We start from the raw sequence: 13,410 nt of genomic DNA on the forward strand, positions 1-13,410 counted from the left end.
GCAGCCCCATCGTCTACGAGAAAGCGCTCGCAACATCAACTACGCTTGCACAAGCCGCATAGCCCCGTGTCCAACATCCGGGGTCAGGGCCCGTCGCGGTGAACTGGGCGGCCGCGGTGCGACAGACGGAACGCCCGCCGCTCCGGCGCCACAGCAGCCGCATCACGTACACCAGTTTGGGGTTGTGCTCCTCTTCCTCCTCGACGGCCCGGCTGACCGTTCGTGCCCACTCCCGGTGCCACACCCCCTCGAGACCGCTGTCGTCGACCGCCCGGGCGAACTCCGCGTGCGGGGCCTCCAGTCTGGAGCGCTTCGGGAAGTCCGCGCCGGAGCAGGCGATGCCGAGCATGCCGATCCAGAAGTACCGTACGGCGTCCCGCTGTTGGTCCGCGGGCAGGTGGCGGGCGATCTGCTCCATCGCGTGCAGCGAGGTGACCAGGTGGAGGACGATGAAGTCCCCGGGCTTCGCCAGGTACAGCAGGGCGGCGGCGTAGTACGGCTGCTCCCAACTGGTGGACGCGTCCTGGTCATCGATCCAGGCCGGGGTGCGGTAGAGCAGCGGGTGACCCCCGCCGAGCATGCTGGCGATCCGGAACCGCAGTCCGGACCGTGCCAGTTCGGGGTGGATGCCCCCGGCGATGCCGGCTTCGACGTCGCCGGTCAGCGCCAGGACCTGCCGCCGGAGCGCGTCGTGGTCCTCCTCCCAGGCCGCGGCGACGCGCAGCAGGGAGTCCACGGCCGACTCGCCCGCCCCGTCGAAGAAGTCGCAGTAGGAGCCGAAGCTGGTGCGCTGTCCGAGGAACCGCTCCCAGTTGGCCGCGGTGATCTCGTACTTCGAGGGCCTGGGGGGCTCGAGGCCGAAGCCGTAGGTGGTCAGCGTCGCGTAGTCGCGGTAGTACGCGTCGACCTTCTCCGAGGCCACCCCCAGACCCGCCAGGGCCACGACGGCGTGCTTCACGTGGTTGGAGAGGTGACCGTTGCATCGAGCTGCGGTTGCCCGGCGCCCAGTGGAGTTCGACGGCGGCGGCGATCTGCGACGCCTGGTCGAGGCGCTGCGGACTGCGGAAGCCGCTGGAACGGCAGTAGAACGCCGGGAAGTCGTCGGAGCGGTACGAGACCACCGGGACGCCGTGCGTCTCCAGGTGCTCCAGGGTCAGCCCGAGGTCGAGGATCATCGCCAGGTCCGACCTGGCCGCCGACCTCGACTCCCCCGGGAACTGACGCTCAGGACGCCGGCCGGGCGGGTGTCGACGGGGAGGACGCGGCCGGTCCCGCCCTCGGGGCGGCCGGGCGCCCGCGCCGCGCAGCCCTATGCGGTCGGCGAGGGGGTGACGGCGGGACTGCCGGGCTCGGGGGCGTCCTGGGCGACCGTGGCCGTCCAGCCCCGCTCGAGCAGGAGACAGGCCTGGTCGATGGCGGCGACCGGGTCGGGGTGGGAGCCGGCGAACGCGATGATCTCCAGGGTGAACCGGGCGTAGGCGGCGCAGACGAGGTCGCCGGGCGGCCGGTCGGTCTGCTCGGCGAGGGCACGGGCCAGGGCGTGTTCGTGACGCAGCCACATCGTGCGGGAGTACTCGCGCAGCGCCGGGGTCTCCTGGACGAGCCGCTGGAAGTCGGCGAAGCGGGGATCCCGGGCGTGGGCCGAGTCGACGAAGCCGGCGAGGTGGGCGCGCAGAGCGTGGGGGACGGTCCGGCCAGGCGGCCGGTCGGTGACCGCGCGGACCAGGGCGGCCTCGTTGCGGGCCTCCTCGTCGAAGACCAGGGCCTCCTTGCCCCGGGGGAAGTAGTTGAACAGGGTCGACACCGACACGTCGGCGCCCTCGGCGATCTCGCGGACGCCCACCTGCTCGTAGCCGCGTTCCAGGAACAGCCGCAGCGCCGTGTCGGCGATCGCCTGGCGGGTGGCGGCCTTCTTGCGTTCGCGCCGTCCGCCCGTTCCTGCGCTGTCGATCGTCTCTGCCATGCCCTCAACCCTATCCGGCCCACGAAAAACTTGGAGCTGTTGCATATTTGCAGTCGTTCCAAATATCGTGGACGGTGCCTGACGGGTCCGCAGCACCGGGCCGCGGACCCGATCCGGCGCCGCCGAAGGGAACACCATGAACTCCGTAGCACCCGCCCGGGCCAGGATCAGCATCATCGGCGCCGGACCCGGCGGGCTGACCTGCGCCCGCATCCTCCAGCGGCACGGCCTCGCGGTCACCGTCTACGACCGCGCCCCGGGGCCCGACGACCGCGACCAGGGCGGAACCCTCGACCTGCACGCCGACAACGGCCAGATCGCCCTGCGTGAGGCCGGCCTGCTCGAGGAGTTCTTCAGGCTGGCCCGCCCCGAAGGGCAGGAGATGCGCCGGCTGGACCCGGCCGGCACGATCAAGTTCCACCGGGTCCCGGAGGCCGACGAGCTCTTCAAGCCGGAGATCGACCGCGGCCAGCTGCGCGACCTGCTGCTGGCCTCCCTGCGGCCGGGAACCGTGCGCTGGGGCCGCGCCCTCGGCACGATCGGCGGGCCCGCCGACGGGCCGCGGCAGCTGCACTTCACCGACGGCACGACCATCGAGACCGATCTGGTCATCGGCGCCGACGGCGCCTTCTCCCGGGTGCGGCCGGCGGTGTCCCCCGCCGTCCCCGAGCACACCGGGGTGAGCTTCCTGGAGGCCTGGTTCTCCGACGTCGAGAACCGGCACCCCGACATCGCCGAGCTGGTCGGCCCGGGCGGCGCCCACGCGGCCGACGGGGACCGCGGCCTGTTCGCCCAGCGCAACAGCGGGGACCACGTCCGCGTCTACCTCATCCAACGGGCCCCGGCCGACTGGCTCAGCCGGAGCGGCCTGACCGCCGGTGACACCGATGCCATCCGCGCCCTGCTCCTCGAGCGGTACGCCCACTGGTCGCCCCGCCTGCGCCGGACGATCACCGACAACGACGGCCCCTACGTCGACCGCCCGATCTTCGCCCTCCCGGTCCCGCACACCTGGGAGCACAACCCGACCGTGACCCTGCTCGGCGACGCCGCCCACCTCATGCCCCCGCTCGGCGTCGGTGTCAACCTCGCCATGCTCGACGCCGGCGAACTCGCGCTCGCCCTCGCCGGCTCCGCCACCGTCGACGACGCCATCCACGGCTACGAGCGGACCATGCTCCCCCGTTCCACCGAGACGGCCAGGATGCTCGAGGGCGGCGCCGAGCACCTGCTGTCCCCCGACCTGCCCGACATCCCCGACTCCGACTCCGGCGGCGACGACGACGGCGACGGCGGCGACGACGACGACGGCGACGACGCCCGGCCCTGAGAGCCCCCACCGGCGCCCGCGCCGCCCTCGCCGGTGGCCGATGCCCTGCCCCCCGCGTGCCGAAGGCGCGCCGAGTGCGGTCCGGTGCGCCGCCCCGCCGCGGTCCGCCGTGCGACGCGGGTACGGTGACGGGAACGTCAACTCCGAGCAGGGAGCACTCGCCCGTGTCCTTCGAGCACCTCGTCAGCGCCGCGCCGACACCTCGGTTCGGGCTGGGACTGGCCGCGCTGGGCCGGCCCGGCTACATCAACCTCGGCCGGGCCGAGGACCTCCCGGCCGAGCGCACGGTGTCCGCGATGCGCGAACGCACCCACGAGGTACTCGACGCCGCCTACGCGCAGGGCGTGCGGTACCTGGACGCGGCTCGTTCCTACGGTCGCTCGGAGGAGTTCCTCGCCGAGTGGCTCGAACGCCGGCCGGACGTCCGGGACGTGGTGGTCGGCAGCAAGTGGGGCTACACCTACACGGCCGACTGGCGGGCCGACGCGGACGTGCACGAGGTCAAGGACCACGGCGTGCGGACCTTCGACCGCCAGGTGGCCGAGAGCCGGAGCCTGCTCGGCAAGCGGCTGGACCTCTACCAGATCCACTCCGTCACGCCGGACAGTCCCGCGCTCACCGACCCCGTTCTGCACCGCGGGCTGGCGCGGCTCGCCGCCGAGGGCGTGCTCGTCGGCCTGTCGACCAGCGGCCCGTCCCAGGCGGACGCCATCCGTGCCGCGCTCACCGTCACGGTGGACGGGCAGCCGCTCTTCCGCAGCGTGCAGGCCACGTACAACCTGCTCGAACCCTCGGCCGGCGAGGCCCTCGCCGCGGCGCACGACGCCGGATGCGTCGTCATCGTCAAGGAGGGCATGGCCAACGGACGCCTCGCCGGGCGCCCCACCGACGCGGCGACGTCCGCCGTCCTGCGCCGGGTGGCCGAGGAGGCGGGCACCAGCTGCGACGCGGCCGCCCTCGCCGCCGTCCTCCACCAGCCCTGGGTCGACGTGGTGCTGTCCGGCGCCGCCACCGTCGAGCAGCTCACCAGCAACCTGCGGGCCGCCTCGGTACGGTTCGACGGGGACCAGCTCGCCCGGCTCGCCACCCTGGCCGAACCCGCCGACGCGTACTGGCAGCACCGGTCGCGGCTGGCCTGGAGCTGATCCTCGCGGCAGGTGACGCCCCGCAGTCCAGCGGTCGGTTGCCCCGAGGTCGGTTCGCGGATTCGGCCCAGGTGCCGTACAGTCGGTGACACCGACGCGGGGTGGAGCAGCTCGGTAGCTCGCTGGGCTCATAACCCAGAGGTCGCAGGTTCAAATCCTGTCCCCGCTACCACGAAGGCCGGGGCCGGCGCACACTGTGCGCCGGCCCCGGCCTCGTTCGTCGGCCGGTCGACGGCGGTGCCGACGCCGGTCAGGCTCCGGGGGACGTGGCTCCGGCGAGGTGGGTGGTCCAGCGGGTGAGGAGCGTGCCGGTGGCCGTGGGGTGCGCGCTCTCGGCCCAGAGGTGGGCGACGGGCTCGACCGGGTCGGGGAGGACGTGCACCCAGTCGCCGTTCTCCAGGGTCCCGTGGATGCCTTCGACGGCGCCGGTGGTGTCGACCGAGAAGCCGTGCCGGTCGGCGAGCTCGATGGCGCGGCGCATCACCGCGCCCTTCGCCTCCGCCGCGGTGGTGATCCGGGCGTGCCGGACGTGCGGGGTGGGGGTCCGGGCGACGAGGGCGTGCAGCGGGGTCGGGGTCCGGGCGATCAGCGCGGTCAGCTGGGCCAGGGCCGCGAGGCCGTCGTGGGTGGAGGCCAGGGCGGCCACGGTGACACCGCCGCGGCCGTCGGCGGCCAGCGCCGCCTGGTGCTCCTGGACGGCCGCCGCCAGGGCTGCCGCGCCGACGGCGGTCCGGACGATCCGGGTGCCGTGAGCGGCGGCGATCCGCTCGGCGTGGCGGCTCGCGGTCACCGGGAGCGCGACCAGGCCGCCGGGCCGCTGCTCGGTGTGGAGGGAGAGCAGCGTGAGCAGCGCCCGCTGGTGGCTGATCGGGCTGCCCTGGTCGTCCACCAGGGTGAGGCGTTCACCCAGGGGGTCCAGGTGTACGCCGAACGCGGCCCGGGCCGCGGTGACGGCCCGGCCGACCTGTTCCAGGGCGGCGGTGCGCTGCTCCGGGGTCAGGGTCGGACGGCTGCGGTCCGGTCCCGGGCTGGTGAGCAGGGCTTCGACGCCCAGTCGTCCGAACAGCTCGGGCAGCAGCCCGCCGGCGGCGCCGTGCCCGGCGTCGACGACGATCCGCAGCCCGGCGTCGGCGACGTGACCGGTGTCGACGGCCTCCACCAGGGTGTCCAGATAGGTGTGTTGGACGTCGGCCGGGACCGCGAGGTCGGTGAACTCGTGCGGCAGCGCCCGGCGGTACTCCTGCCGGGCGAAGGCCCGGTCGAGTTTGCGCTGCGCGCTGTGGGAGAGGTCGGCGCCGTGCTCGTCCAGCAGGACGATGTCCAACGCGTCGGGGTCGCCGGGCGTGGTGTGCACGACCAGCCCGCCGGCCGCCAGCCGAGCGGTGTGCCAACGGGCCAGCGGTAGCGGCACGTTGTCCAGGTCGTGCACCTGGACGGCCGACGCCTGGAGCGCGGCGGCGACGGCCCGCTTGATGGTCTGCGCGGGCCTGCCGTGGTCCCGGGCCAGGGTGACGACCGCCCCCTTGGCGAGCATGCCGGCGTAGGCGGTGGCCAGTTCGACCGCGAGCTCGGGCGTCAGCTCGATGTTGACCGTCCCGGTGGCTCCCCGCGGGCCGAAGAGCGTGGACCGGACGTGGGACTGGCGGGTCAGCGAGGTGCGGACGGTGGCACCGGCGGCCACGCTCCGGGCCGGGTGGATCCGCGCTTCGCTGGTGACGGCGGCGCCGCGGCCGACCAGACTGCCGTCGCCGACCACCGCGCCCTCGGTGATCCGCGCCTCCGCCAGGACGTCGGTGTTCCGGCCGATGACGCAGCCGTGCAGGTCGGCCCGGGCGCCGATCCGGGCGCCCTCGTGCAGCACGGTCTGGCGCAGCCGCGCACCGGGCCCCACCGAGGCGCCGGCCCCGATCACGGTGAAGTCCTGGATCCGCGCCCCGGCCTCCACGGTGGCATGGGGACCGATGAAGAGCGGACCGCGGAGTTCCGCGTCCGGGTGGACCTGGGCGTCATCCGCGATCCAGATCCCGGGCGAGCGCTCGAAGCCCTCCAGCTCGGCGTCCACCCGGCCGGACAGCACGTCGAGTTGGGCCTGGCGGTAGCTCGCGTGGCCACCGACGTCCTGCCAGTAGCCGTCGGCGACGTAGCCGTAGACGCCCATGCCGTCCTTCATGAGCTGGGGGAAGACGTCAGCCGACCAGTCGACCGGGACACCGGGCTCGATGTGGTCGAGCACCTCGGGTTCCATCACGTAGATCCCGGTGTTGACGGTGTCCGAGAAGACCTGGCCCCAGGTGGGCTTCTCCAGGAACCGCTCGATCCGGCCCTCGTCGTCGGTCAGCGCGACACCGAACTCGCGCGGGTCGGCGACCCGGGTCAGGCAGACGGTGACCAGGGCGCCCTTGCGCCGGTGGAAGGCGATCAGCTCGGTGAGGTCGATGTCGGTGAGCGCGTCGCCGGAGATCACCACGAAGGGCTCACCGGCCAGCTCCGCCTCGGCGTTCTTCACGCTGCCGGCCGTGCCCAGCGGAGTCTCCTCCAGGGCGTAGCGGAGCTCGACGCCCAGCGCGCCGCCGTCGCCGAACCGCTCCTCGACCAACGGCGCGAGGTACTGGACGGTGGCGACCACGCTGGTCAGTTGGTGACGGCGGAGCAGCAGCAGGATGTGCTCCATGATCGGGCGGCCGGCCACCGGCAAGAGTGGTTTGGGCAGGCCCGAGGTCATCGGACGGAGCCGGGTACCCTCACCGCCCGCCATGACGACGGCTTTCATGAGGAAATGTCCTCTCATCGGGTGCGCTGGGATCGGAAGTGCGGCGGGTGCGCGTGCCGCGTGGTCGCCGGCATCGACGACACCCCGCCAGCATGCCGACGGACCGGGCTTTCCAGGGAACTGCCGGCCGAATTCGTGCGGGCTTCGTGCAGTTGACGCAACATACCCTGACCAGCGAACTCCGACGACTTCGTGCGATTCCTCTTGCGTGCCCCGACAAACCACATCGATGCGCTCCCCGGACTTTGAGAAGTAGCTCCCGCATCGGCTGCGGGAAGGGCCGGCCGGCGTCCCGTCCGGCTGTTTCGGCCGCCTTCCGGGCCGCTCTCGAACGGGCTCGGCGGAACGGAGAAGTCGGCAGGTCAGAGGCCTGGCAGTGGCTGCCCGGGCGATCGGTGGCCGGGCCGACCGGCAACGCCGGCGGGCGGTTCGGGGCGGTCCGGCGGCGGTGTTCCGATCGTTGACACGTCGTTCTGGCCGATCGTACGTTTCTGGCGCCGAGGGGGACCCGATCGCGCCGGTCGCCGGGAATTCCCCCGAGCAGTCCTCGCGAGCCGGCCGCAGCCGGAAATCTCATTAGACAACGGGTGGAGGCACGCCCATGGAAAGTCAGTCTGTGAAGCGTTTCGCACAAGAGTGGTTCGACGACCTGAGCACCCATGAGCCGGTCGACCGGCTGTTGGCCCGGGTCGCCGACACCGACCTCGAAATGGTCTTCCCCGAGCGCACCCTGCGCAGCCACGCCGACTTCGTCGACTGGTACGCGGTGGTCGGCGAGGCCTTCACCGATCAGACCCACCGGATCGAGGCGTTCCGGTCCGAGAGCCACGGCGACCGGGTGGAGGTCACCGTCACCGTGGTCTGGACCGCGACGCTGACCTCGGACGGCACCCGGTCCGCGTTCCGGGTGAACCAGACCTGGCAGCTGCGCACCACGCCCGGCGGCCGGCCGCGGATCGTCAAGTACCAGGTCGGCGAGCTGCGTCCGGTGCCGGTCATCGGTTCGCCCGTCGACTCGACCCCCGGGGCGCGGTGATGGCCGGGTCCGACTCCGTCGACTACGTCGTGGTCGGCGCGGGTTCCTCGGGTGCCGTGATCGCCAACCGGCTCAGTGCCGACCCCGAGCGCACCGTGCTGCTGCTGGAGGCCGGGGACTGGCCCGACCGGCTGGAACTCGCCGACGTCAACGCCGGATCGGTGCTGTCGGTGCTGACCTCCGAGTGGAGCCCGCGGATCGACTGGGGCTACGCGACGGAGGACGAGAAGGAGCTGGACGGCCGTAGCGTTCCGATCGCCCGCGGCAAGGTGGTGGGTGGATGCAGCTCGGTGAACGCCCTGATGTGGGTGCGTGGCAACCGGGCCGACTTCGACGGTTGGGCCCGACAGGGCAACCCGGGCTGGTCGTTCGACGATCTGCTGCCGTACTTCAAGCGCGCGGAGAGCTACCACGGCGGCGGTTCCGCGGACCGCGGCACCGACGGACCGATCCAGGTGCGCGCACTGGAGGACCCCAGCCCGATCGCCCGGGCCTTCGTCGCGGCCACCCGCGAACTCGGCCTGGGTGACGGCGAGTTCGACTACAACGGGGCACAGCAGGAGCAGGGCGGCTTCTACTACCAGACCACCCGGACCGCGGAGAACCAGCGCAGCAGCACCGCCACCGCGTACCTGCGGCCGGTGCTGGACCGCCCCAACCTCCGGGTCGAGACGCGGGCGCAGGCGACTCGCCTGATCACCGCCGGGCGTCGCGTGGTGGGCGTCGAGTACGTCCAGGACGGTGTCGTCCGTTCGGTCGAGGTCACCCGGGAGGTCGTGCTCAGTGCCGGTGCCTTCGAGAGCCCGAAGCTGCTGATGCTGTCGGGCATCGGCCCGGCGCGGCACCTGGCGGAGCACGGGATCCCGCTCGTGGCGGACCTGCCGGGGGTCGGTCAGAACCTGCAGGACCACGCCTTCGTCCCGATCTGCTACCAGGCGACCGAGGAGCACCCGAGCGGTGCCCTGATCTCCGAGGCCGGGCTCTTCACCCGGACCGCGGCCGCCGAGGCGGCCGGGACGGCGGACTCCTCGCCCGACCTCCAGTTCACCTTCGGGCCGATCAAGTTCCTGCCGCCGACCGCCCCGGCCGAGCAGTGGGAGGGGCCGGGCTTCACCTTCGCGCCCATCGCCCTACTGCCGGTGAGCCGCGGTGAGGTCAGGCTGCGCAGCCAGGACCCGGCGGCGACCGCCGAGGTCCGGGCGCACTACCTGGAGCACGAGGGCGACCTCGACGTGCTGCTGCACGGCCTGAAGCTGGCGCGCCGGCTCGCCCGGAGCAGCGCGTTCGACCGGCTCCGGGGCGCGGAGCTCTCCCCGGGGGAGCACGTCACCGAGGACGCGGACCTCCGCGCGTTCATCAGGGCCAACGCCTCGACGCTCTGGCACCCGGTCGGCACCTGCCGGATGGGCGCCGACGACCGTTCCGTGGTGGACGCCGAACTCCGGGTCCACGGGGTCGACGGACTGCGGGTGGCCGACGCGTCGATCATGCCGGAGATCGTGGCCGGCAACACCAACGCAGCTTGCGTGATGATCGGCGAGAAGGCCGCCGATCTGATCGCGAACAGTAACTGAACCGACAGATCAGGAGAGAAGACAGTGACAACGACGGCTCAGCAGACCAACTCGGCGCTGTACCAGCGGTTCCTCGACGCGTTCAACGTCAGCGACTACGCGGAGATCGCCAAGGTGATCGCCCCGGACTTCGAGGACCACCACAGCGGCTTCGACATCCGCGGCATCGACGCCTACCAGGCGGCGCTGCGCAACGCCCACGAGACCCTCGCCATCCGAGGCGAGCTGGAGCAGGTCCTGGAGGCCGGCGACAAGGTGGTGACCCGGGTCCGGCTGACCGGCAAGCACGTCGGCACCGTGCTGGGCTTCCCGGCGACCGGCCGGGAGGTGTCCTGGGACACCACGGAGATCTGGCGGGTCGCCGACGGGATGTTCGTGGAGCGCTGGGCCACGGACGACCTGCTCGGCCTGCGGGAGCAGCTGTCGCCCGAGCCGGCCAACGTCGAGCTGGTCCGCCGGGTGAGCGAGGTGGTCAACGCACGTCAGTACGACGCCATGGACGAGCTGTTCGCCGAGAACTTCGTCGACCGCAACCCGGCCTGGAGCGTCGAGAGCCTGGAGCAGCTCAAGGGGATCATCATCGCGGCGCACGACGCCCTCGACTTCACCGCCCACCTCGACGCGCTCTACGCCGCGGACGGCGACAAGGTCATCATGCACATCACCTTCACCGGCCGGCACATCGCGCCGTTCTTCGGCATCGAGCCGACCGGCAAGGAGGTCACCTGGACCAGCCTCGAGGTCTACCGGGTCGAGGACAACAAGGTCGTGGAGCGGTGGGTGCAGGCCGACACCGCCGGGCTGATGGCGCAGATCGGCGTCCCGCTCCCGCAGTGACGACCCGCGCCACCGGACTCGAATCCCCCCGCGACGCGGGGGACACCAAGGGAACACCAGGAGAAGAGGACTTCATGGACACCACTGCCGTGGTCAGGCGCTACTACGAGCTGGCCAACGCCGGCGACTGGGACACCTGGTGCGACCTGTTCGCCGTCGACCAGAAGATGGACGAGCAGCTCGCCGGGCACATCGAGGGTCGGGAGACCCTGCGCGAGATGATGAAGGGGTTCCCCACCACGTACGCGGCGTTCGCCAACAAGCCGGTGCACGTCGTGGTGGAGGGCACGCAGGCGGCCGTCGTCTCCCACATCTCCGCCCGCACCGTCTCCGGCGAGACGATCGAGGCGGACGTCTGCAACTACTTCCAGGTGGTCGACGGCCTGATCACCTACATGACGAACGTCCACGACAGCGTGCCGTTCGCGCCGATTCTCGGTAAGTGAGGTGCGGTCATGACGACATCGATCGAGGCGCGCTGGTCGCACGTCGGGCTCAACTGCGTCGACCTCAAGCGGACCGAGGAGTTCTACCGCCGCTGGTTCGGCTTCCGCCGCGCGCGGGTGGTCGAGGAGGACGGCGTCCGCGTGGTCTTCCTGCGCAGTGGTGACGTCTACCTCGAACTCTTCGCGACGAGCGAGGAGCCGCTGCTGGCGACCAAGGACGACGGCCCGGCGAACCCCGGGGTCGCCCGCCACCTGGCCTTCCAGGTGCCCAGCGTGGACGCGTTCCTGGCGGAGGCCGCGGGCGCCCTGCCGATCTCCCTCGGCCCGCTGGAGTTCGAGAAGTTCATCCCGGGCTGGAAGACCGTCTGGGTGACCGACCCGGACGGCGTGGTGATCGAGGTCAGCCAGGGCTACGTCGACCAGTCCGAGACGGAGCTCAGCCAGTACTCGTAGTCGCGACGGGCAGCACAGTCGGACGGAGCCGTGGAGCGCGGATCGAGAGCGCGCTCCACGGCTCCGTCGTGTCCGGGATCCCCGTGCCAGCCGGGACGGGGAGCCCGCGCCTACTGCCGGTCGTCCGTCCCGTCGCGGGGGGCGTGCCGAGCGGAGAGGCCGGCGGTGAACGCGGCGCACACCTCCGGTTCCACGAGTATCGGCAGGGTGATCCGCCACATGGTGGTGAGCCGCCGCTCCAGGTCCAGCCAACCCGATCCGGCGTCCGAGAGCAGCTGCACGCCGGCGAAGGTCTCGACGAACACCTCGGCGGTGGCCCGCAGGTCCAGGCCGGGCCGCAGTTCACCGTGTTCCTGGGCCAGCGCGAGGAACTCCATGACGATGAAGAACCACTGCGTCTCGGCCCGGCCCGTCGGCTGGCCGAACCCCCGCCCCTCCAGGCGCAAGCGGGTGCCCGCCCGGGCCACCGGGTCCTGCATCAGCCGGCGCGAGGCCTCGAAGGAGAAGTCGATCAGGCCTCTGATCCCGCTCCGCTCCGCGGCCCGCACCCGCATGGCCAGGGTGGACCAGGTGGCCCCCTCCATGCCCACGATGCAGGACGCCAGCTCCTCCTTGGAGGAGAAGTGGAAGTAGAAGGCCCCCTTGGTGAGGCCGGCCGCGCGGAGGATCTCCTGGACGCTCGTGCTCTCGTAGCCGTGGGCACCGAACGCCCTGGCCGCGGCGGTGGTAAGTGCGAACCGTGTCTTCCAAGCCCTGCTCTGCACGTCAACTACCCCTACTTCATGGTCCATTCACGCATCAGGGCCCGCCCCGGACGGGGTGGGCCCTGAAGTGCACGGTCATGACCCCACGGGACTACGGCTGGACCGTGTCCTGGTGCAGGGCCGCGGGGAACGGGACCCCGGTCAGCTCCTCGCTGAGCTGCCGCAGCCGCGCCCTGGCCGATTCGTCGTACGCCTGGGCGGCGGCCCTGGTGACCTGCGCGCGGTTGAGGTACCGCCCGCTCTCCTCGGCGAACCTCGGCTCCTCCACCATCCGCAGGACGTTCGACACCCCTTCGGCCAGGGTGCTCTGCGGGGTGAAGAGGTGCGTCACGATCTTGGTGGGCATGTAGGAGGCCGGGTGCAGGGAGTTGACCGTCACACCGGTACCGGCGAGCGCCTCCGCCAGGTCGATGGTCAGCATGATCTGGGCCAGCTTGGCCTGGCAGTAGGCCTGCCCACCGTCCCAGCCGCGGGTCAGCATGACGTCGTCGAAGTCGATCGGTGCCTGCCCGGCCGAGGTGACGTTGACGATCCGGGCCGGCGCCGAGCGGCGCAGCAGCGGCACCAGCCGGCAGCTGAGCACATAGGTGGCCAAGTAGTCGACCTGGAAGGTGAGTTCGAGGCCATCCTCGCTCTCCGCACGGGTCAGTTCCACGCCGATCCCGGCGTTGTTGACCACCGTGTCCAGCTGGCCCCGGTCCAGCAGGCGCTCGGCCAGCGAGTGGATCTCGTCCAGCGAGGCGAAGTCGGCCCGCTCGTAGCTGAGCCGGTCGTTGCCGGTGGCGGCACGCAGCTCCGCGAGCAGTTCCTCGCCCTTCCGCTCGCTGCGCCCGTGCAGGATCAGGGTCGCGCCACGGGCCGCCAGCTCGTGCGCGAGCCCCCGTCCGACCCCGTCGGTGGCACCGGTCACGAGAATGGTGCGGTTCGAGAGGGAATCCATGTCCAACCTCCAGTGGTGGAGCGGTGTTTCGTCGGTGTAGCACGGACGGGGGGGGGGGGGGGGGGGGGGGGGGGCCCCCCCCCCCCCCCCCCCCCCGCGCCGGGGGGGGGGGGGGCGGCGGGGGGCCCCCCGGGGGGGGCGGAGGTGGGGGT

The 13,410-nt window shown here is 72.1% G+C and carries 12 protein-coding genes, 1 tRNA gene and 1 pseudogene; 8 read left to right on the forward strand and 6 right to left on the reverse strand.

Going from position 1 to position 13,410, the window contains the following annotated elements:
• Positions 1-13: 13 nt before the first annotated feature.
• The 3 genes and pseudogenes from ACIGXM_RS36835 to ACIGXM_RS36845 form a co-directional block, all read right to left on the reverse strand.
• Positions 14-958: a questin oxidase family protein gene (locus ACIGXM_RS36835; RefSeq protein WP_396568491.1), complete on the reverse strand. Its 945-nt coding sequence runs from the start codon at positions 956-958 to the stop codon at positions 14-16.
• A 34-nt stretch (positions 959-992) separates the two neighbouring features.
• Positions 993-1,175: pseudogene (locus tag ACIGXM_RS36840) on the reverse strand (pseudouridine-5'-phosphate glycosidase); the annotation flags it as partial.
• A gap of 134 nt (positions 1,176-1,309) precedes the next feature.
• Positions 1,310-1,963 (reverse strand): TetR/AcrR family transcriptional regulator, encoded by a 654-nt coding sequence (locus ACIGXM_RS36845; protein ID WP_396568492.1) that lies wholly within the window; start codon positions 1,961-1,963, stop codon positions 1,310-1,312.
• 136 nt (positions 1,964-2,099) lie between these two features.
• Between ACIGXM_RS36845 and ACIGXM_RS36850 the strand changes: the two genes are divergently transcribed.
• The 3 genes from ACIGXM_RS36850 to ACIGXM_RS36860 all read left to right on the forward strand — a co-directional run bounded on the left by ACIGXM_RS36850 (position 2,100) and on the right by ACIGXM_RS36860 (position 4,610).
• Entirely contained in the window at positions 2,100-3,293 is a 1,194-nt protein-coding gene (locus tag ACIGXM_RS36850) for an FAD-dependent oxidoreductase (RefSeq protein WP_396568493.1), read from the forward strand.
• A gap of 164 nt (positions 3,294-3,457) precedes the next feature.
• On the forward strand, positions 3,458-4,438 hold the full coding sequence (locus ACIGXM_RS36855) for an aldo/keto reductase (RefSeq protein ID WP_396568494.1): 981 nt from the start codon (positions 3,458-3,460) through the stop codon (positions 4,436-4,438).
• A 95-nt stretch (positions 4,439-4,533) separates the two neighbouring features.
• Positions 4,534-4,610 (forward strand) — tRNA-Met (locus ACIGXM_RS36860).
• A gap of 78 nt (positions 4,611-4,688) precedes the next feature.
• Here the strand turns inward: ACIGXM_RS36860 and ACIGXM_RS36865 are convergent.
• Positions 4,689-7,208 carry a sugar phosphate nucleotidyltransferase gene (locus tag ACIGXM_RS36865; protein WP_396568495.1) on the reverse strand — a complete coding sequence of 840 codons (2,520 nt, stop codon included), beginning with the start codon at positions 7,206-7,208 and terminating at the stop codon, positions 4,689-4,691.
• Between the two features lie 616 nt (positions 7,209-7,824).
• Between ACIGXM_RS36865 and ACIGXM_RS36870 the strand changes: the two genes are divergently transcribed.
• The 5 genes from ACIGXM_RS36870 to ACIGXM_RS36890 all read left to right on the forward strand — a co-directional run bounded on the left by ACIGXM_RS36870 (position 7,825) and on the right by ACIGXM_RS36890 (position 11,554).
• Positions 7,825-8,244, forward strand: a complete 420-nt coding sequence (locus ACIGXM_RS36870; protein ID WP_396568496.1) for a hypothetical protein — start codon at positions 7,825-7,827, stop codon at positions 8,242-8,244.
• Positions 8,244-9,818: a GMC family oxidoreductase gene (locus tag ACIGXM_RS36875; protein ID WP_396568497.1), complete on the forward strand. Its 1,575-nt coding sequence runs from the start codon at positions 8,244-8,246 to the stop codon at positions 9,816-9,818. Before ACIGXM_RS36870 ends, ACIGXM_RS36875 begins: the two co-directional genes overlap by 1 nt.
• Before the next feature lie 24 nt (positions 9,819-9,842).
• A complete protein-coding gene (locus ACIGXM_RS36880) occupies positions 9,843-10,655 on the forward strand; it encodes an ester cyclase (RefSeq protein WP_396568498.1) in 813 nt (270 codons plus the stop codon).
• A gap of 74 nt (positions 10,656-10,729) precedes the next feature.
• Positions 10,730-11,101, forward strand: a complete 372-nt coding sequence (locus ACIGXM_RS36885) for a nuclear transport factor 2 family protein (protein WP_396568499.1) — start codon at positions 10,730-10,732, stop codon at positions 11,099-11,101.
• Positions 11,102-11,110: 9 nt separating this feature from the next.
• Positions 11,111-11,554: a VOC family protein gene (locus ACIGXM_RS36890; RefSeq protein WP_396568500.1), complete on the forward strand. Its 444-nt coding sequence runs from the start codon at positions 11,111-11,113 to the stop codon at positions 11,552-11,554.
• A 110-nt stretch (positions 11,555-11,664) separates the two neighbouring features.
• On the opposite strand, the gene ACIGXM_RS36895 is transcribed toward ACIGXM_RS36890, so the two are convergent.
• Entirely contained in the window at positions 11,665-12,318 is a 654-nt protein-coding gene (locus ACIGXM_RS36895) for a ScbR family autoregulator-binding transcription factor (RefSeq protein WP_396568501.1), read from the reverse strand.
• Positions 12,319-12,409: 91 nt separating this feature from the next.
• Positions 12,410-13,258 carry an SDR family NAD(P)-dependent oxidoreductase gene (locus ACIGXM_RS36900; protein WP_396568502.1) on the reverse strand — a complete coding sequence of 283 codons (849 nt, stop codon included), beginning with the start codon at positions 13,256-13,258 and terminating at the stop codon, positions 12,410-12,412.
• Positions 13,259-13,410: the final 152 nt, after the last annotated feature.

Source organism: Kitasatospora sp. NPDC052896 (genome assembly GCF_044547075.1).
Lineage (GTDB): Bacteria > Actinomycetota > Actinomycetes > Streptomycetales > Streptomycetaceae > Kitasatospora.

Coding starts and splice junctions, on each gene's coding strand:
- ACIGXM_RS36845 (WP_396568492.1), bottom strand. CDS start 1,963: ATGGCAGAGACGATCGACAGCGCAGGAACGGGCGGACGGCGCGAACGC.
- ACIGXM_RS36850 (WP_396568493.1), top strand. CDS start 2,100: ATGAACTCCGTAGCACCCGCCCGGGCCAGGATCAGCATCATCGGCGCC.
- ACIGXM_RS36865 (WP_396568495.1), bottom strand. CDS start 7,208: ATGAAAGCCGTCGTCATGGCGGGCGGTGAGGGTACCCGGCTCCGTCCG.
- ACIGXM_RS36875 (WP_396568497.1), top strand. CDS start 8,244: ATGGCCGGGTCCGACTCCGTCGACTACGTCGTGGTCGGCGCGGGTTCC.
- ACIGXM_RS36885 (WP_396568499.1), top strand. CDS start 10,730: ATGGACACCACTGCCGTGGTCAGGCGCTACTACGAGCTGGCCAACGCC.
- ACIGXM_RS36890 (WP_396568500.1), top strand. CDS start 11,111: ATGACGACATCGATCGAGGCGCGCTGGTCGCACGTCGGGCTCAACTGC.
- ACIGXM_RS36900 (WP_396568502.1), bottom strand. CDS start 13,258: ATGGATTCCCTCTCGAACCGCACCATTCTCGTGACCGGTGCCACCGAC.